The sequence below is a fragment of the Streptosporangium sp. NPDC002544 genome (assembly GCF_040295965.1).
Lineage (GTDB): Bacteria > Actinomycetota > Actinomycetes > Streptosporangiales > Streptosporangiaceae > Streptosporangium.
In genome coordinates this window covers 1-19,270 of record NZ_JBEOWJ010000059.1, presented here as the reverse complement: position 1 = coordinate 19,270, position 19,270 = coordinate 1, and the positions used below count along the sequence as shown (strand labels likewise).

Annotated in this window: 8 protein-coding genes; 3 read left to right on the top strand and 5 right to left on the bottom strand. The window is 68.7% G+C overall.

Going from position 1 to position 19,270, the window contains the following annotated elements; all coding sequences use genetic code 11:
* Window positions 1-221 precede the first annotated feature (221 nt).
* Together ABT061_RS46370 and ABT061_RS46365 are read left to right on the top strand one after the other, a co-directional pair.
* Window positions 222-1,451: a methyltransferase domain-containing protein gene (locus tag ABT061_RS46370; RefSeq protein WP_350930098.1), complete on the top strand. Its 1,230-nt coding sequence runs from the start codon at window positions 222-224 to the stop codon at window positions 1,449-1,451.
* Window positions 1,452-1,515: 64 nt separating this feature from the next.
* Window positions 1,516-2,454, top strand: a complete 939-nt coding sequence (locus tag ABT061_RS46365; protein WP_350930097.1) for an NAD-dependent epimerase/dehydratase family protein — start codon at window positions 1,516-1,518, stop codon at window positions 2,452-2,454.
* Window positions 2,455-2,917: 463 nt separating this feature from the next.
* Here ABT061_RS46365 and ABT061_RS46360 read toward each other — a convergent pair whose 3' ends face one another.
* Complete coding sequence (locus ABT061_RS46360) at window positions 2,918-3,079, bottom strand: hypothetical protein (RefSeq protein WP_350930096.1); 162 nt, start codon at window positions 3,077-3,079, stop codon at window positions 2,918-2,920.
* An 82-nt stretch (window positions 3,080-3,161) separates the two neighbouring features.
* Here ABT061_RS46360 and ABT061_RS46355 point away from each other — a divergent pair, with 82 nt between their 5' ends.
* Window positions 3,162-4,922, top strand: coding sequence for an ABC transporter ATP-binding protein (locus ABT061_RS46355; RefSeq protein WP_350930095.1), 1,761 nt, complete (start codon window positions 3,162-3,164; stop codon window positions 4,920-4,922).
* Between the two features lie 66 nt (window positions 4,923-4,988).
* Here the strand turns inward: ABT061_RS46355 and ABT061_RS46350 are convergent, their stop codons facing one another.
* The 4 genes from ABT061_RS46350 to ABT061_RS46335 form a co-directional block, all read right to left on the bottom strand.
* Window positions 4,989-6,041, bottom strand: a complete 1,053-nt coding sequence (locus ABT061_RS46350; protein WP_350930094.1) for an enoyl-CoA hydratase/isomerase family protein — start codon at window positions 6,039-6,041, stop codon at window positions 4,989-4,991.
* Between the two features lie 409 nt (window positions 6,042-6,450).
* A complete protein-coding gene (locus tag ABT061_RS46345; RefSeq protein ID WP_350930093.1) occupies window positions 6,451-10,452 on the bottom strand; it encodes a type I polyketide synthase in 4,002 nt (1,333 codons plus the stop codon).
* A gap of 38 nt (window positions 10,453-10,490) precedes the next feature.
* Window positions 10,491-16,103: a type I polyketide synthase gene (locus ABT061_RS46340; protein ID WP_350930092.1), complete on the bottom strand. Its 5,613-nt coding sequence runs from the start codon at window positions 16,101-16,103 to the stop codon at window positions 10,491-10,493.
* 38 nt (window positions 16,104-16,141) lie between these two features.
* A partial coding sequence (locus ABT061_RS46335; RefSeq protein WP_350930091.1) for a type I polyketide synthase occupies window positions 16,142-19,270 on the bottom strand: 3,129 nt, incomplete at its 5' end.

Below are 19,270 nucleotides of genomic sequence, written 5' to 3'. Positions count from 1 at the left end.
GAAACACGGTGTCGGCGATCATGTGATTCCCCCAGATCAAGGGGTTTCGTTCAGGTGATTGTGCCTCAGCCGATCAGGTAATTCCCCTAGTGTTGGCGGACGTAAGCTCCGACCGCCAGCTGATCGAGGACTTGTCGTGAGCTGTCGAAAGGACTTCCGCCAGATCGAGCGCGGTGGCCACGACGGCTGGGCAACACGATGGGTGGAAGGAGAGAACGCTGATGGACACCACCGGCCGCTGCCTGGTGTGCGGGACCAACCGTCTGGAACAGGTGGTCTCGCTCACCCCGACTCCGCCCGCCAACGACATCGCACCCACGGCCGAGGCGGCCCGATCTCAGCACCGGTACCCATTGGACCTCGTGCGCTGCGCCGGATGCGGCCTGGTCCAGCTTGTGGACGTCGTTCCCCGATCGGTGCTGTTCGCCGACTACCGGTACGCCACGGGTGCCGCTCCTGCCCTCGTCGACCACTGCCGTGCGCTGGCCACCCGGGTCACGGATCGACTGGAGCTGGCCGCCGGGGCGAAGGTGCTCGAAATCGGCTCGAACGACGGCACGCAACTGAGCTTCTTCGCCGAGCGCGGCATGCGGGTGCTCGGCGTCGACCCGGCGGTCGAGCTCGGGGTCCACGCGCAGGAGCAGGGAATTCCAACGCTGACCGCGCATTTCGGTGTGGAGTCGGCCGAGAAGATACTGAGTGACATCGGGCCCGTTGACGCGGTGTTGGGCAGCAATGTGCTCGCCCACGTCAACGACGTGAACGGAGTTCTCCGCGCGATCCGCCTGCTCCTCAAACCGGGTGGCTGCGCCGTCATCGAGGTCGCGCACGTCCTGCCGATGGTCCAGCACGGTATCTTTGAGTTCGTCTACCACGAGCACCTTTCGTACTTCTCCCTGCACGTGCTGGCACAGGCGGCCGAGGCGAACGGGCTCACGGTGTCCGACGCCGAGCTCATCCCGACCCAGGGAGGCTCGTTGCGCTGCTGGATACGCCGCGATGACGAGGCCCGCCCCTCGACGGCCGGATTCGACCGGATCCTGCAGGCCGAGGTCGACGCGGGGGTGCCCGACGGCAGTTTTCTCGACGGCTTCGCGGACCGCATCGACCGGGTCTGCACGACCCTCAACGACGTGCTGGGCGGCCTGTCGAGAGTCGGCCGGCGGATCTGCGGGTACGGCGCGTCGGCGCGGGCCGTCACCCTGCTCTCCCAGGCCGGAGTGGGCGGTGAGATCGCCTGGATCGTCGACGACAACCCGCGCAAGGTGGGCAAGTACACGCCGGGCGACGGTATCCCCATTGTGAGCTCCGAGCGGTTGGCCGCGAACGCGGCCGACTACTGCGTGCTGTTCGCCTGGAACTTCGAGGCCAGCATCCGCGCCCGGTCGGCGGCGTTCTCGGCAGCCGGCGGCGCGTTCGTCGTGCCGTTCCCGGAGCTGTCCATCAAGTGAAGTGGTTAGCCGGATGATCCTATTGGCCTGGAATGTCACATGACGATCGTCTGGAGGAACTGACGTGCACGTCCTGGTCACTGGAGGTCTGGGCTATCTCGGCCATGCGGTCACCCTCGACCTTCTTGCCGCCGACCACCAAGTCACCGTCCTGACCCGGGGCCGCACGGACGCGGGGCGGCACGCCGGCGTCGGCCTGGTGGAAGGCGATGTCCGGGACCGCGGCCGAATCCGGGAAATAGTCGCCGCCGGACGCTTCGACGCGGTATGCCACCTCGCCGCAGTGTCCCGAGGTCGGGACTCGTTCGCCGACCCGCTGACGTATTACGACGTAAACGTGGTTGGCACCCTCAACCTCCTTATGGCGCTCGACGACATCCGTGAATCGGTGCCGCCGGTTCGATTCGTGTTCGCATCGACCGACAAGGTTTACGGCTCGCAGCACGTCGGTGCCATGGGCGAGGATCTGGAACCCCACCCGGAGAGTCCCTACGCGGCGTCGAAGGTCGGGGCGGAGCAGCTCGTCGCGGCGTACGCCGCCACTGGAGCGATTGGCGCGATCACGCTTCGGTGCTTCAACATCGCCGGAGCGGCCAATGGGCGCACCGACACCGACACCGCGCGTATCATCCCGAACGTATTCCGCGCGCTCACCGGCGAGTTGCCGTACATCACACTCAACGGCGACGGATCCGCGGTCCGTGACTTCGTCCACATCCTCGACGTGGCGACAGCGATGCGGCTGTCGCTCGCCGCCGTGAAGGTAGGCGAGCACCGCGTCTACAACATAGGGAGCGGCACCGCGTCCAGCATGGCGCAGGTCGTGGCGACGGTGGAAGCTGTGACCGGCCTTCCGGTACCGGTCCGAAAGGCGCCGCCCAAGCGGGAACCGCAGATCCTCACGGCCGACAACAGCCGCGCGGTGAAAGAACTCGGCTGGCTTCCCGAGCGATCGGGCCTTACCGAGATGATCGCCGACGCATGGAGCACCTGGCACGCCTGACGATCAGCACCGCATCGGCGCCCGGCGAGAACCTGGCCGAGACCGGACGAAAAAGCTCGCCGACCCACCCGCGTGCGGAAAGCACACCAGGCGCTTACCCGCCCCCACCACCGGATGATAACGACGGACCCAAGCGGTACTGACGTCGTCCGCGGTACTCACGATCCGTTTACCCCTTCATCGCGCCGAATGCCACTCCGACCAGTGAAACCCAGCAGCGACTCGCAAAAAACACTAGAAGCTGGGCCGGTGAGCCCCAGCCCGAGGCTGTCAACCGGTCCCATACGCCACGAACTCCGGTGATTTCCTGGTCTTTCGACATCTAGTGTCGCTACTGGCCGTGGGCGGCGAGAGGGATTTCCATGATCACAACCCGTGGACCGATACGCGGTTTTCACGTGGACGGTCAGCGGATCGACGCGGTCAATGGTGTCGACATCGATGTGAACGACCCCTTGGGTGGTCAACGTACGTTGACCTTACGAATGGGGAAATCGTGGCTCTGGTGACCGAAGCAGAAGGGGACGACCCTTTGCGTGCGCTGCGTGCCGCCGCCGAGTTGCGCCGCCAGGTCGATCGGCTGGCCGCCGTCCAGGTGCGCCGGGTACGCGTACAGGGGAGTCATGGGTGCACATAGCGCAGGCCGTCGGGGTCGGAAAGCAGGCGGCGCACAAGCGCTTCGGCGGGGGGAGATTCTTCGCGGGCGGGTGGCACCGAGCGGCCTGAGCAAGCGGAAGCTGAGCAAGCGGAACTCGTGGCGGCTGCTGTTCGACCTAGTCCGCCCGCACAAGCGCGTGCTGCTGCTGGGTGGCATGCTCACTTTGGTGGGCAGCTCCGCCGGGCTGGCGATGCCGATCCTCGCCAAGAGCGTGATCGACACCTTCGGGAAGGGTGGCGACCTCATCGGCCCGGTGCTCTGGCTGTCGGCGTCGGTCCTGGTGGCGGCCCTGGTCTTGACGGCGGGGCGCTTCCTGCTCGAGCGGATGGGCGAGGGAATCGTGCTGGCCTCGCGCATGAGCCTCGTTGATCGCATCCTGCGGCTCAGGGTGGCCGACGTGGACCGGCTCAAGCCGGGGGACCTGCTCTCCCGGGTCAACTCCGACACCACGCTGCTGCGCGCCGTCTGCACGGAGGCGCTGGCCAGCTCAGTGGACGCGACCTTCGTGTTCCTGGGTGCGGTGGTGCTGATGGCCATCATCGACGGCCTGCTCCTCATGATCACGCTCGCGGTGATCGCCCTGATCGGCCTCATAGCGGCGTCGATCACGCCGCGCATCCGCCGGGCGTCGCTCCAGGCCCAGGTGGCCCTGGGCGAGATGAACTCCGCGCTCGACCGTACTCTCCAGGCGTTCCGCACGGTCAAGGCCAGCGGGGCCGAGTCACGCGAGATCGCGCTGGTGGGCGCCGCGGCCACCGAGGCGCGTGACCGCGGCGTGACCGCCGCCGCGTGGAGCTCGGTCACGGGCATCGCCGCCTGGATGTCAACCCAGCTGGCGTTCCTCGCCGTGCTTGGAGTGGGCGGCGCGCGTGTCGCCAGCGGGTCGATGGAGATCTCGTCGCTGATCGCGTTCCTTCTCTACCTGTTCTACCTGGTGTCCCCAATCGGGACGCTGATCCAGAACCTCACCCAGATACAGAACGGCCTGGCCGCGATAGCTCGCATCCAGGAGATCTCCGAGCTTCCGTCCGAGCCGCCCACCCCCGAGACGTGGAAGCCGGAGACCGGTGCCCCCGTCGGCCTCACCTTCAGCGGCGTGGTCTTCCGGTACGGCGAAGACCGGCCGATCATCCACAACCAGGTGAACTTCAAGGTGCCCGCTGGTGGCATGACAGCCCTGGTCGGCCCTTCGGGAGCCGGCAAGTCCACGGTCTTCGGGCTCATCGAACGGTTCTACGAGCCACAGGCCGGGACGATCCTCATCGGTGGCCGAGACATCCGCGAGTGGCCACTGAGCGAGCTGCGCGCTTCGCTCAGCTACGTGGAGCAGGACGCCCCCGTCCTCGCTGGCACATTCCGGGAGAACCTCGTCTTCGGAGCGCCTGGCGCTACCGAGGAGGAGATCGCCCACACCCTGGCCCGCACCCGCCTGGACGATCTGATCGCCCGCCTGCCCGAAGGCCTCGATACGCCTGTCGGCCACCGCGGCGTCCTGCTCTCGGGCGGGGAGCGCCAGCGGGTGGCCATCGCCAGGGCACTGCTCCGCAAACCCCGTTTGCTGCTGCTCGACGAGGCCACCTCGCAGCTCGACGCCATGAACGAGCTGCGCCTGCGCGAGGTGGTGGCCGAGGTGGCGCGAGAGACCACGGTCCTGGTCATAGCCCATCGGCTGTCCACCGTCACCGGCGCCAACCGGATCATCCTCATGGAGGCAGGCCGGGTCCGCGCCTACGGCACTCATGACGAGTTGGTCGACGCCGACGACCTCTACCGCGAGCTTGCCGCGACCCAGTTCCTCGTCACGTCCTGATGCTCCAGGGAGCCGACGTGGTGCATATGATCCGTGCTTTCCCCGCCGCGGCGGGGAAAGCACGGATCATGGCGGCGTCGGTCCGTGCACAGGAACGTTCATGTCGAGCACGGTGCCCTCGGTCCAGGGTTCGGGCTGGGTCAGGAACACCGAGTCGCCGTTGGTGCCCTCCTGCATCTGCAACCACCGCCGCATAGCGGCCTGGGTGGTCGGTGATGACATGCTCATCAATGTGGCGGTGGCCTCTTGGGTAAGACTGGCCCGGGCCGAGGTGGAATGGGCGTCGTTGAAGATCCGCTTCTGCAGGGCCACAACCTTCCGCGGCCGCCTGGCGTAGCGCTCCGCCATCCGCTGGACCGTGTCCAGCAGTTCCTCGGCCGGCACCACCCGGTTCACCAAACCCAGTTCCAGAGCCTCCTGCGGTGCGTAGAAACGCGCTTCGAGCATCATCTCCAAAGCTCGGGACGGCCCGACGAGCTGGACGAGTCGCTGCCCGCCCAGGGCGGTGTTCAACCCCACCGACAGTTCGGGCAGGCCGAAGCCGGCATCACGGTCAGCCGATACGCGCATGTCAAAGAAGACCGACATCTCCAGGCCACCGCCGCCGCACGGCCCGTTCACCGCGGCGATCCACACCGCCGGGGAATACATCAGCCGCAGCGCCATGTCATGGAACTGGGTTACCGCGAGCAGCCCTTTGACCGGGGAACGGGCGACCAGACGTTCACCCGCCCAGCCCGTCATGGCCCGCACACTCCGGTACAGGTTCCGAGCGACCGCATGGGAGATCTCTGGCGTGCCATCCGCCTGCGAGGACAGGTGGGCGATGTCGAAGTGCGTGATGAACCGGCCGGGCCGCGCGCCGGTGACGACGACCGCGCCGACCGAGACGTCGTGCTCCACCGCCTCGACGAGCCGGATGAAGTCCCGTTGCATCGGCAAGGTCATGTAGTTGAACGGCGGGGCGTCCACCCACGCCGTCAGCACCCGACCCGACTGCTCAAGCCGCAACGTGGACAGTTCGAGACCCGCTGCGCCGCCATCCTCCGGCCGGCGGTCCGTCTGTTCCTCACCGGACTCTTCATCGGGCTCTTCACTGGGCAGAGCTGCACGATCCATTGGTCTGACAAACCCTCCTGCCGCACGTATCGCGCCATCCGGCGAGTTCCCGAGCGATCTCTTCGTTCACTGCCTGCCGATGCCCGGTTCCGCGATACTCATGGGCCCTCGGTCCCTTCGCTGTGCCGATGACGCTGGACACAGTGAACCGCAGAAGCGACTCGCACAATTACTAGTGGCTACCAGTGTCATACGCCGGAAATGCGTCGCCGAGCATCCACTGACTGCTGCGCGCAGACCTGAACACGCCCGCAGGCAACGCCACATGCTGGGAAATCAACGACAAAGTCGCTGCGCCGACCTGGTGAACCGACCGCTGACCGCGATGACGGCCGATCTGGCGTTTCAGGCAACTCACGCTTGTGATCGTTTCAGGTCCGGCTGATCTTCCCGGTAGGTTTCGCGACGGTCAGTGTGCCAGTCGGAACCAGCCGTCGATCAGGCGGGCCGTGTCCGCTGCCTTCTCGGCGAGCATCGAAAAGTGGTTCGCCTCGATCGTCCGTACGGTATGCGACGGGTCGAACGGCGTCGCCCGCCAGTAGTCCGATTCAGGCTCGACGTCAGAGAACGGCTCCGCGCACTGCACGAACAGCACGGGCGCATTCACGTCTGCCAGTTTGATGTCGGACATAATTGCCGACCAGTACCCCATAGCGGACAATCGCGCGCTGTTGAACTCGCCGAAAACCGTCTCCATCTGCAGGATGTACTGCAGCACCTGCTCGGACAGCATCTGCGAATCGCCACCTGCGCCGGGATGGAAGGAGTCCATCATCACCACCGCCTCAGGGGAGATTCCCGACTTCTCCAGTACACCGGCTGCGCCGTAAGCGAGAATGCCGCCGGCCGAATGACCGACGAGCACGAACGGCTCCCCCTCACTGGCCTGCACGATGCCTTCCGCGATGCTTTCGAGGGCGATGTCGATCGTGGCGGGCAGGCCCTCACCGAGAGCGTAGCCGAGCAAGGGAAGCGCCAAGACGTGTCTTTCCTCGCGGAAGTGCGCGGCGAACCGCGCATATTGATGAACGCCACCGGTCACCGTGGACGAACTCACGCAGATCAAGCGAGACCGAGCCGCGCCACTGGCCAGCGTCACCGGTCGAGGGATTTCTCGCGGATCGACAGGTGCGTCGTACATGGGCCGGGTCCTCGCCACGGCATACAGCAATCCGAACGCCTCCTGCGCCTTCCCGGAACGGAAAGCGCCGCGGAACAACCCTGCCAGGGTGTCGTCCACCTGGTCCGCCGAGGCCGCAGTCGCCTGGCCGGCATTCATCCGGGTGACGAGCTCATGCCGCAGCCAACGGGCGAGACCGGTGGAGTTCTTGTTCTCGAACACCGCCATCAGCGGGAATTCCCAACCAACCGCCCTGGCAAGGGAGTTACGCAATTCGGTCGCGGTGAACGAGTCGAAGCCCAGCTCGAAGAAATCACGTTCGAAATCGACGGCCGAGAAGTCGCCGTGGCCGAGAACGGCAGCCGCATGGCGCTGCACCAGTTCCTGTAGCACCTCGTACTGCTGTGCTTCTCCAAGCCCGCGCAACCGCTCCCGCGCCGTGTCGGCCTCGGGTATCGACACGGCCAGATCCGCCGCGGCCAATCCCACCGCCGCGTCCCCCGTACGGGAACCGGTCGCCTCGGGCCAGAAGCGCCGGTGCTCGAAAGCGTACGTCGGCAACTTGACCTGGCGCCCGGCTGGAAGCACCGCTCGCCAATCCACCGGCACCCCGCGCACGTGCAGTTCGGCCAGCGCCGTCATCGCCGCAGTCTGTTCATCACGGTCCTTGCGCAGTACCGGCACCAGCACCACGTCCGACTCTGCCACGAGGGTGTCTCCCGCCATGGCGGTGAGCACGCCGTCGGGGCCCAGCTCCAGGTAGGCCCGTACGCCCTGACGATGCAGCGTGCGCACCCCGTCGGCGAAACGGACCACACCGCGGACCTGGTCCACCCAGTAGTCCGGCGAGCACAACTGCTCCGCCGAGGCCGCCTCCCCGGTCACCGTCGACACCAGCGGAATCCGTGGCGGGCTGTAGGTGAGCGTCCGGGCCAGGGCACGGAAGTCCGCCAGCATCGGATCCATCAACGGCGAATGGAACGCATGCGACACCCGTAACCGCTTGGTCCGCACCCCGCGCCCTTCGAGGACCGCGGCGAGCGCGAGCACCGCCTCCCCCACCCCGGAGATCACCACCGAGGCCGGGCCGTTCACCGCCGCGACCGACACCTCACCCTCGCGTCCCACCAGCAGCTCGGCGACCTCCTTCTCGGCAGCCTGCACCGCCACCATCGCCCCACCCGGCGGCAGCGCCTGCATCAACCGCGCCCGCGCCGCCACCAGCGCACACGCGTCGGCCAGCGACAGCACCCCGGCCACATGCGCCGCCGCGATCTCCCCGATCGAATGCCCCACCAAAACAGCCGGCCGCACCCCCCACGAGGACACCAGCCGGAACAGCGCCGTCTCCACCGCGAACAACGCCGGCTGCGCCCACCCGGTCCGATCCAGCAACCCCGCCGTCTCACTGCCCTGCTCGGCGAACAGCACCTCCCGCAACGAACAACCCCGGTAACGTCCCGCCCCTCCGACCGGCTCCCGGTCGAACCTCCTCAGCAGCGGCTCGAGCTCCGCGATCACCTCGTCCAACGCCGTCGCGAACACCGGGAACCGCCCATACAGCTCCCGGCCCACCCCCGCCCGCTGACTCCCCTGACCGGTGAACAACACCGCAAGCTTCGGCTCCGCCCGTGCCACACCACGCACCACACCCGCACCCGGCAGGTCCTCGGCAACGGCCCGCAGGCCGGCCAGCACACCATCACGATCGCCGGCCAGCACCGTCGCCCGATGCTCGAACGCCGACCGAGTCGTGACCAGCGAGAAACCCACATCCACCTGCTCCAGCTCACGGTGCGCACTGACATGCGCCGCCAGCCGTCGCGCCTGCTCACGCAGCGCCCCGCCACTTCTGGCGGACACCACCCACGGCACCAAACCCGCCGCCGACGCCGGGTCCTGCGTACCTGGCTCGGCCTGTGGCACCTCCGGTCCCTGTTCGATGATCACGTGCGCGTTGGTGCCACTGATTCCGAACGACGACACACCCGCCCGGCGCGGACGGCCGGTCTGCGGCCACTCGGTCGGCTCGGTCAGCAGTTCCACCGCGCCCGAGGCCCAGTCCACGTGCGACGACGGGGCGTCGATGTGCAGTGTCCTGGGCAGCACTCCGTGCCGCATCGCCATGACCATCTTGATCACACCGGCAACGCCCGCCGCCGCCTGGGTATGCCCGAGGTTCGACTTGATCGAGCCCAGCAGCAGCGGCCGGTCGGCTTCACGGTTCTGGCCGTAGGCGGCCAGCAGTGCCTGAGCCTCGATCGGGTCACCCAGCCTGGTACCGGTGCCGTGCGCCTCGACCGCGTCCACCTCGGTGGGAGTCAGCCCGGCACTGGCCAGCGCCTGGCGGATCACCCGCTGCTGCGACGGGCCGTTCGGCGCGGTCAGACCGTTGGACGCACCATCCTGGTTGATCGCCGATCCGCGCACGATCGCCAGCACCTCATGGCCGTTGCGGCGGGCATCCGACAGCCGTTCCAGTACCAGCATGCCCATGCCCTCGGACCAACTGGTGCCGTCCGCGGTGTCGGAGAACGCCTTGCACCGACCATCGGGCGCCATTCCGCTCTCCACGCCGAAGCCGAGGAAGCTGAGCGGGGTGGCCATCACCGTGACACCGCCTGCCAGCGCCAGGCCGCACTCGCCCGAGCGCAGCGCCTGCGCCGCCAGGTGCATGGCGACCAAGGACGACGAGCAGGCGGTGTCGACTGTCATCGTCGGGCCCTCCAGGCCCAGGGTGTAGGACAGGCGGCCCGACAGCACGCTGGCCGCTGCACCGGTGAGGAAATAGTTCGTTACATCTGTCCCGGTTTCCAGGCACAGATTCATGTAGTCCTGGCCGTTGGTGCCCATGAACACCCCGGTGTGGCTACCTCTCAGCGAGACCGGGTCGATCCCGGCCCGCTCGATCGCCTCCCACACCCCCTCCAGCAGCAACCGCTGCTGCGGATCCATCGCCAGCGCCTCACGCGGCGAGATCCCGAAGAACCCTGGATCGAACCCCGCCACCTCGGACAAGAACCCGCCCTGACACTCCATGCCTATCGCCGACATCGTCTCCGCGTCCCAGCCCCGATCGACCGGGAACGAAGAGATCACGTCCTGTCCCTCGGACAGCAACCGCCACAGATCCTCAGGAGAGTCGACCCCGCCCGGAAAGCGGCATGACATCGACACGATGGCGATCGGCTCGTGCCTGCCCGACTCCACCTCTTCGAGTCGTCGGCGGGTCTCGTGCAGATCGGCGGTGACCCACTTCAGATACTCGACGAGCTTCCGGTCTTCGGACATGAGAGTGGCCCTTCACATTGTTCAGACGCGGGCTCGAATCACAGATCTTTCGAGCGGCCCAGTTCGTTGTCGATGAAGCTGAGGATCTCCTCGGTACTCGCCGATTCGAGCATGCCGGCGACAGCGACTTCACTGGTTTCCGTGCCGCTCTCGCTCACCCTCGCCAGCAGGTGCCGCAGCCGGGTCGCGATGCCGTTCCGGGTGAGATCGTCGAGCGTGTTGCCGGAAAGCACGGTCTCGAACCGGTCGAGATCGGCCAGCAATGACAGCTCCACCACGGTGTTCGCTCCGGGCGCGATTTCCTCCAGAAGGTGTTCGGCGAGGCTGGCGGGGGTGGGGTAGTCGAAGATGATGGTCGCCGACAGCGGCAGCCCGGTGACGGCGTTGAGCCGGTTGCGCAGCTCCACGGTGGTCAGGGAGTCGAAGCCCAGCTCACGGAACTCCCGTCCCGGCTGGATCGCGTCCACCGAGTCGTGTCCCAGCACCACCGCCGCCTGAGCGCGCACCAGCTCCAGCATCAGCCGCACCTGCTCGGCCTGCTCCAGCCCCGCCAGCCGCCGCACCAGCTCCCCATCCCCGCCCACGGGGACGGAGACCGCCGACCGGCGCCCCACACGCACCAGGCCCCGCATCAAAGGCGGCACCTCGCCCATGGCCCGCAGCACCGACAGCTCCAGCCGCACCGGCACCACCATCGCCCGACCCGACACCTCGGCCGCCTCGAACGCCGCGAGCCCCTGCTCGGCCGACAGCGCCGGCATACCCGTCCGACTGATCCGCCGCATCTCGGCCCCACTCAGCGTGCCGGTCATCCCCGCGTCCTGTGCCCAGGCACTCCACGCCAGCGACAACCCCGCCAGCCCCCGCGCCCGGCGCGCCTGAGCCAGCGCGTCCAGGAACACGTTCGCCGCCGCGTAGTTACCCTGCCCAGGCGCTCCCACGACACCCGCGAGCGAGGAGAACAGCACGAACGCCGCGAGATTCGCGTCCTGAGTGAGCTCGTGCAGATACCAGGCCGCGTCGACCTTCGGCCGCAACACCGCACCCAGCCCCTCCGCCGACAGCGACGGAATCGTGCCGTCGGCCAGCACACCCGCGGTGTGGATCACCGCGGTCAGCGGATGCTCGGCGTCGATCCCGGCCAGCAGCGCCACCACCTGATCCCGATCCGCCACATCACAGGCGGCGACCGTGACCTCGACCCCGTGCGCGATCAACTCGGCCCGCAACTCCACCGCACCCGGAGCCTCCAAACCCCGGCGGCTGGTCAGCAACAGATGCCGCACACCCCGCTCGGCCACCACATGCCGCGCGAACAGCGCGCCCAGACCACCGGTCCCACCAGTGATCAACACCGTCCCCTCCGGGTCCCAGACCCGACTCGCCTCCCCGTCCAGGTCAGCGCCGGGCGCCACCCGCGCCAGGCGCGGCGCCCGTACCTCACCATCGCGCACCACGGTTTGCGGCTCACCTGAGGAAAACACCTCGGCCAGCACCCCTGGCAGTCCTGACAGCGGGAATTCCCGGTCCACATCGATCAGCAGGAACCGGCCCGGGTTCTCCGACTGGGCACTGCGGACCAACCCCCACACCCCGGAAGCCGGCAGATCGGTGACCACCTCGCCGCCTGCCGTGACCGCGCCCCGGGTGAGGAACACCAGCCGCGAATCGGCGAACCGGTCATCGGCCAGCCAGCCCTGCAGCAGGTCCAGAACGCGAGCGGTCAGCGCATGCGCCGACTCCACCACCCCGCCCACCGGATCCGAGACCGCCTCCACCATCACGACGGCCGGCACCGTACCCGCCTCAGCCAGCGATGACAGCTCCGCATGCACCGGCACCGGAAGGCCGCCCGGCTCCCCGGCCGCCCGCAACGCGGGAGCAACACCCAACGCGTCCAGACCAAGCACCGCCACCGGTATCGGCGGCACCTGACCGGCCTCCGGCACACCGCTCACGGACGTCCACTCCACCCCGAACAACGACTCCCAGCCCGCGCCGACACCATCGGAGACCGCCAACTGCTCGGCCGAGACCGGCCGCAACACCACCGACCGCGCCGACACCACCGGCGCACCCGTCACATCCACCGCGCTCAGCGACACCGCATCGCCGCCCGTCCTGGCCAGCCGCACCCGCAGCACCGACGCCCCGCCCGCGTGCAGGCACACCCCACCCCAGGAGAACGGCAACAAACCGCCCTCGGAATCGTCCAGCCCGGCGAATGGCACCCCGTGCAGCGCCGCGTCCAGCAACGCCGGATGCACCCCGAACGTACCCGCCTCCGACACCACCTGCTCAGGCAGCGCGACCTCGGCGAACACCTCACCATCGGCACCCCGCCAAGCCCCCCGCAACCCCTGGAACACCGGACCATAGACGAAGCCGTCCTCGGCCAGTTCCTCGTACAACCCCTCCAGCTCGATCGCGGTCGCCCCGGCCGGCGGCCACATCGCCACATCGAACGGCATGACCTCCGGAACACCGGCCGCGAGCGTTCCGGTCGCGTACCGCACCCACGGCACCTCATCGGCCGCCTCCGCCGAACGGGCATACACGCTCACGCTCCGACGGCCCGACTCCTCCTTGGCCCCCACCCACACCTGCACCACGACCGCATCGTCCTCGCCCAGCACCAGCGGAGCGGCCAGCGTCAACTCCTCTACCAGGTCACAGTCGACCTGGTCACCGGCCCGCACCGCCAGCTCCACGAACACCGAACCCGGCACCACCACCGAACCCGCCACCACATGATCGGCCAGCCACGGCTGCGCACTCACCGACAACCGCCCGGTCAGCACCACCCCGTCGGAGTCGGCCCGCGGCATCGCGGCACCCAGCAGCGGATGATCCGTCGCGGCCAGGCCCACCGCCGCCACGTTCCCTATATCGGAGCCGGTGCTCTCGGGCCAGAACCGCTGGTGCTCGAAAGCATAGGTGGGCAGGTCGACCCGGCGCCCGCGCGGCAACACCGCCCGCCAGTCGACCGGCACCCCGTGCACATGCAGCTGGGCCAGCGCCGTCATCACCGCCACATGCTCGTCCCGATCCTTACGCAGCACCGGCACCAGCACCGTGTGCGACTCGTGCACATGTGCCTCCGGCTCGGTCGCGATGGTGTCCTGGGCCATGGCGGTCAGCACACCGTCGGGGCCGAGCTCCAGATACGCTCGCACGCCCTGCGCGCGCAGGGTGCGGATGCCGTCGGCGAAGCGGACCGCGCCGCGGACCTGGTCCACCCAGTAGTCCGGCGAGCACAGCTGCTCGGCCGTGGCCGCCTCGCCGGTCAGGGTGGACACGATCGGAATCCTCGGCGCACCGTAGGTGAGCCTGCTCGCCAGTGTGCGGAAGTCCTCCAGCATCGGCTCCATCAACGGCGAGTGGAACGCATGCGACACCCGCAACCGCTTCGTCCGCACCCCGCGATCCTCCAACGCGGCGGCGATATCGAGGACCCCCTTTTCCACGCCCGCGATCACCACCGAACCTGGACCGTTGATCGCGGCGACCGACACCTCGCCCTCGCGCTCGGCGAGCAACGGCTCGATCTCCTCCTCGTAGGCCTGCACCGCCACCATCGCCCCACCCGGCGGCAGCGCCTGCATCAACCGCGCCCGACCCGCCACCAGCGCACACGCGTCGGCCAGCGACAGCACCCCGGCCACATGCGCAGCGGTGATCTCCCCGATCGAATGCCCGGCCAGCACATCCGGCCGCACTCCCCACGAGGAGACCAGCCGGAACAGGGCGGTCTCCACCGCGAACAGGGCCGGCTGCGCCCACCCGGTCTGATCCAGCAACCCGGCCTGCTCGCTGCCCGGTTCGGCGAACAGCACCTCGCGCAGCGACCCGTCCAGCAGCGGGTCCAGCTCCGCGATCACCTCGTCCAACGCCTGCGCGAACACCGGGAACCGGTTATACAGCTCCCGGCCCATTCCCGCCCGCTGGCTGCCCTGACCGGTGAACAACACCGCCAGCTGCGGCGGCGTCGCGGCCACCCCGAGCACCACACCCGCGACAGACCGGTCGTCCGCCAGCGCACCCAGGCCGGCCAGCACCCCATCACGATCGCCGGCCAGCACCACCGCCCGATGCTCGAACACCGACCGCGTCGTGGCCAGTGAGAACGCGGCGTCGGCCAGACCCAGATCAGACTCACCGTCCAGGAACGACACCAGCCGCCCGGCCTGCGCCCGCAACGCCTGACCCGTCTTAGCCGACACCAGCACCGGCACCACACCCGCAGCCGGCACCCGGTCCCGCGGAGCCTCTTCTCCTACCGGCGCTTCCGGTCCTTGTTCGAGAATGATGTGCGCGTTGGTGCCACTGATCCCGAACGACGACACACCAGCCCGGCGCGGGCGACCGGTCTCCGGCCATTCCGCTGACTCGGTCAGCAGCTTCACCGCACCGGCTGACCAGTCCACGTGTGAGGACGGAGTATCGACATGTAGCGTCTTGGGCAGCATGCCGTGCCGCATCGCCAGCACCATCTTGATCACACCGGCCACGCCCGCGGCGGCCTGGGTGTGACCGATGTTCGACTTGATCGCCCCCAGCAGCAGCGGCCGATCCTCCGGCCGGTCCTGCCCATAGGTCGACAGCAGCGCCTGCGCCTCGATCGGGTCACCCAGGATCGTGCCGGTCCCGTGCGCCTCGACCGCGTCCACCTCGGACGGCGACAACCCGGCACTGACCAGCGCCTGGCGGATCACCCGCTGCTGCGACGGACCGTTCGGCGCGGTCAACCCGTTGGACGCACCGTCCTGGTTCACCGCCGAACCCCGCAGCACCGCCAGCACCTGATGGCCGTTGCGGCGGGCGTCCGACAGCCGCTCCAGCACCAGCACGCCCACCCCCTCTCCCCAGCTGGTACCGTCCGCGGCGTCGGAGAACGCCTTGCACCGCCCGTCGAGTGCCATCCCGCCCTGCGCGCCGAACCCGGCGAACACCAACGGCAACGTCATCACCGTGATACCGCCGGCCAGCGCCAGCGAGCACTCCCCAGACCGCAGCGCCTGCGCCGCAAGGTGCAACGTCACCAGCGACGATGAACACGCGGTGTCCACCGTCACCGCCGGACCCTCCAGACCCAGCGTGTAGGACAGGCGGCCCGACAACACGCTGGCCGCCGTACTGGTGACACCATGACCCTGCGTATCCATATGATTACTCAAGATCAGATTCATGTAGTCCTGGCCGTTGGTGCCCATGAACACCCCGGTGTGGCTACCTTTCAGCAAGGCCGGGTCGATCCCGGCCCGCTCGACCGCCTCCCAGGACGTCTCCAGCAGCAACCGCTGCTGCGGATCCATCGCCAACGCCTCACGCGGCGAGATCCCGAAGAACCCAGGGTCGAACCCCGCCACATCCGCCAGAAACCCGCCCTGACACTCAACACCCATCGCCGACATCGTCTCCGCGTCCCAGCCCCGATCGACCGGGAACGAAGAGATCGCGTCCTGTCCCTCGGACAGCAACCGCCACAGATCCTCAGGAGAGCCGACCCCGCCCGGAAAGCGGCATGACATCGACACGATGGCGATCGGCTCGTGCCTGCCCGACTCCACCTCTTCGAGCCGCCGGCGGGTCTCGTGCAGATCGGCGGTGACCCACTTCAGATACTCGACGAGCTTCCGGTCTTCGGACATGAGAGTGGCCCTTCACATTGTTCAGACGCGGGCTCGAATCACAGATCTTTCGAGCGGCCCAGTTCGTTGTCGATGAAGCTGAGGATTTCCTCGGTACTCGCCGATTCGAGCATGCCGGCGACAGCGATTTCACTAGTTTCCGTGCCGCTCTCGCTCACCCTCGCCAGCAGGTGCCGCAGCCGGGTCGCGATGCCGTTCCGGGCGAGCTCGTCGAGCGCGGTATCGGAAAGCACGGTCTCGAACCGGTCGAGATCGGCCAGCAATGACAGCTCCACCACGGTGTTCGCTCCGGGCGCGATTTCCTCCAGAAGGTGTTCGGCGAGGCTGGCGGGGGTGGGGTAGTCGAAGATGATGGTCGCCGACAGCCGCAGCCCGGTGACGGCGTTGAGCCGGTTGCGCAGCTCCACGGTGGTCAGGGAGTCGAAGCCCAGCTCACGGAACTCCCGTCCCGGCCGGATCGCGTCCACCGACTCGTGTCCCAGCACCACCGCCGCCTGAGCGCGCACCAGCTCCACCGCCAGCCGCACCTGCTCGGCCTGCTCCAGCCCCGCCAGCCGCCGCACCAGCTCCCCATCCCCGCCCACGGAGACGGAGACCGCCGACCGGCGCCCCACACGCACCAGGCCCCGCATCAAAGGCGGCACCTCAGGCAACGTGCGCAGCACCGACAGATCCAGCCGCACCCCCACCACCGCCGCCCGACCCGACACCTCGGCCGCCTCGAACACCGCCAGCCCCTGCTCCACCGACAGCGCCGGCATCCCCGCCCGTGCCATCCTGCGCAGGTCGACTGCGCCCAGCGTGCCGGTCATCCCGGTCTCCTGCACCCACAAGCCCCAGGCCAGCGACAACCCCGGCAGTCCCGCAGCCCGACGCGCCTGGACCAATGCGTCCACGAACGCGTTCGCCGCCGCGTAGTTGCCCTGCCCGGCGTTGCCCATCACCCCGGCCAGCGAAGAGAACACTACGAACCCGGCCAGGTCCAGGCCCTGGGTCAGCTCGTGCAGATGCCAGGCCGCGTCCGCTTTCGGCCGCAGCACGGTGTCCAGCCGTTCGGGGGTCAGTGACGGGATCGTCCCGTCGGCCAGCACACCGGCAGTGTGGATCACCGCGGTCAGCGGATGCTCGGCGTCGATCCCGGCCAGCAGCGCCGCCACCTGATCCCGGTCGGCCATGTCGCACGCCGCGATCGTGACCTCGACGCCGTGCGCGATCAGCTCGGCCTGCAACTCCACCGCACCCGGAGCCTCCAGACCCCGGCGACTGGTCAGCAGCAGATGCCGCACACCCCGCTCGGCCACCACATGCCGCGCGAATTGGGCACCCAGACCACCGGTCCCACCAGTGATCAACACCGTGCCCTCCGGGTCCCAGACCCGGCCCGCCGCGTCTCCGACGTCAGACCCTGGCGCCACCCGCGCCATCCGCGGAACCCGCAGCTCACCCTCGCGTACCGCCACCTGCGGCTCACCCGAGGCCGGCACCCCGAGCAGGGCCGGCAGCGAGGACTCCTGATCATCCACGTCGACCAGCACGAACCGGCCCGGGTTCTCCGACTGGGCACTGCGGACAAGGCCCCACGCCCCAGCGGCTGGAAGATCAGCCACCACCTCACCATCATCGGTCGCGACCGCGCCCCGGGTGACGAACACCAAGCGCGAATCGGCGTACCGCTCATCCGCCAGCCACCGCTGCAGCAGATCCAGCACGTGGGCAGTCAGCGCATGCGCCGACTCCACCACCTCGGCCGCCGGATCGGAGACCACCTCCGTCACCACCACTGCCGGGACCGGACCTGCCTCGACCAATGACGGCAAATCCACATGCACCGGCACCAAGTGCCCGCCAGGCTCCGCGGCCAGATCGCCGGCTACCCGCAACGCGGGGGCAAGACCCAGCGCGTCCAAGCCGAGCACCGCCACCGGCACCTGGTCGGCCTGCGGCAGGCCGCCCGCGGCAGGCCACTCCACCCGGAACAGCGCGTCCCACCCGGCCCCACGAGGGCCGGAGCCGGCCAAGTGCTCGGCGGCCATCGGCCGCAGCACCACCGACCGGGCCGACACCACCGGCTCCCCGGCCGCATCCACCGCGCTCAGCGACACCGCATCGCCGCCCGTCCTGGCCAGCCGCACCCGCAGCACCGACGCCCCACCCGCGTGCAGGCACACCCCACCCCAGGACAGTGGCAACCGGCCGCCCTCGGAATCGTCCAGCCCGGCGAATGGCACCACGTGCAGCGCCGCGTCCAGCAGCGCCGGGTGCAACCCGAACAAAGCCGCATCACCGGCCTGCTCCGGCAAACTCAGCTCGGCGAACACCTCGTCATCACGCCGCCAGGCCGCCCGCAACCCCTGGAACGCCGGGCCGTACCCCAAGCCCTCCTCCGCCAGCTCTTCATACAGCCCGTCCAGCTCGATCGCAGCCGCGCCGGTCGGCGGCCACACCGCCACATCGAACGGCTCGGCAGGCGAAGCACCCGTGGTGAGAGCGCCGGTCGCGTGCCGCACCCACGGCGCGTCATCGGCCGCATCCGCCGAACGCGAGTACACATTCACCGTCCGGCGGTCCGACCCCTGAGAGGCGCCCACCCACACCTGCACAGCGGCCGCCTCGCCCTCACTCAGCAGCAGCGGCACATCCAGTGTCAGATCCTCCACCAGCTCACAGCCGACCTGGTCACCGGCCCGCACGGCCAGCTCCACGAACGCGGTGCCCGGCACCACCACAGAGCCCGCCACCACGTGATCGGCCAGCCACGGCTGCGCACTCACCGACAAGCGACCCGTCAGCACCACCCCGTCAGAGTCGGCCCGCGGCATCGCCGCGCCCAGCAGCGGATGCCCCGTCGCGGCCAGGCCCAGAACGCGGGCATCACCGCTCTGCCTGGCGTTCGGCCAGAACCACTGGTGCTGGAAAGCGTAGGTCGGCAGATCCACCCGGCGCCCACCCGGCAGCACCGCCTGCCAGTCCACCGGCACTCCGTGCACATGCAGCTCGGCCAGCGCCGTCATGGACGCGACCTGCTCGTCGCGGCCCTTACGCAATACCGGCACCAGCACCGCGTCCGACTCGTGCACATCCACGTCGGCGGCCAGGGTGTCGGCGGCCATGGCGGTCAGCACACCATCGGGGCCCAGCTCAAGGTACGCCCGTACGCCCTGGCGGTG

Bases quoted from the DNA above. Each gene is read 5' to 3' on its own strand.
- ABT061_RS46370 (WP_350930098.1), top strand. From the start codon at position 222: ATGGACACCACCGGCCGCTGCCTGGTGTGCGGGACCAACCGTCTGGAA.
- ABT061_RS46360 (WP_350930096.1), bottom strand. From the start codon at position 3,079: ATGACTCCCCTGTACGCGTACCCGGCGCACCTGGACGGCGGCCAGCCG.
- ABT061_RS46350 (WP_350930094.1), bottom strand. From the start codon at position 6,041: ATGGATCGTGCAGCTCTGCCCAGTGAAGAGCCCGATGAAGAGTCCGGT.
- ABT061_RS46345 (WP_350930093.1), bottom strand. From the start codon at position 10,452: ATGTCCGAAGACCGGAAGCTCGTCGAGTATCTGAAGTGGGTCACCGCC.
- ABT061_RS46340 (WP_350930092.1), bottom strand. From the start codon at position 16,103: ATGTCCGAAGACCGGAAGCTCGTCGAGTATCTGAAGTGGGTCACCGCC.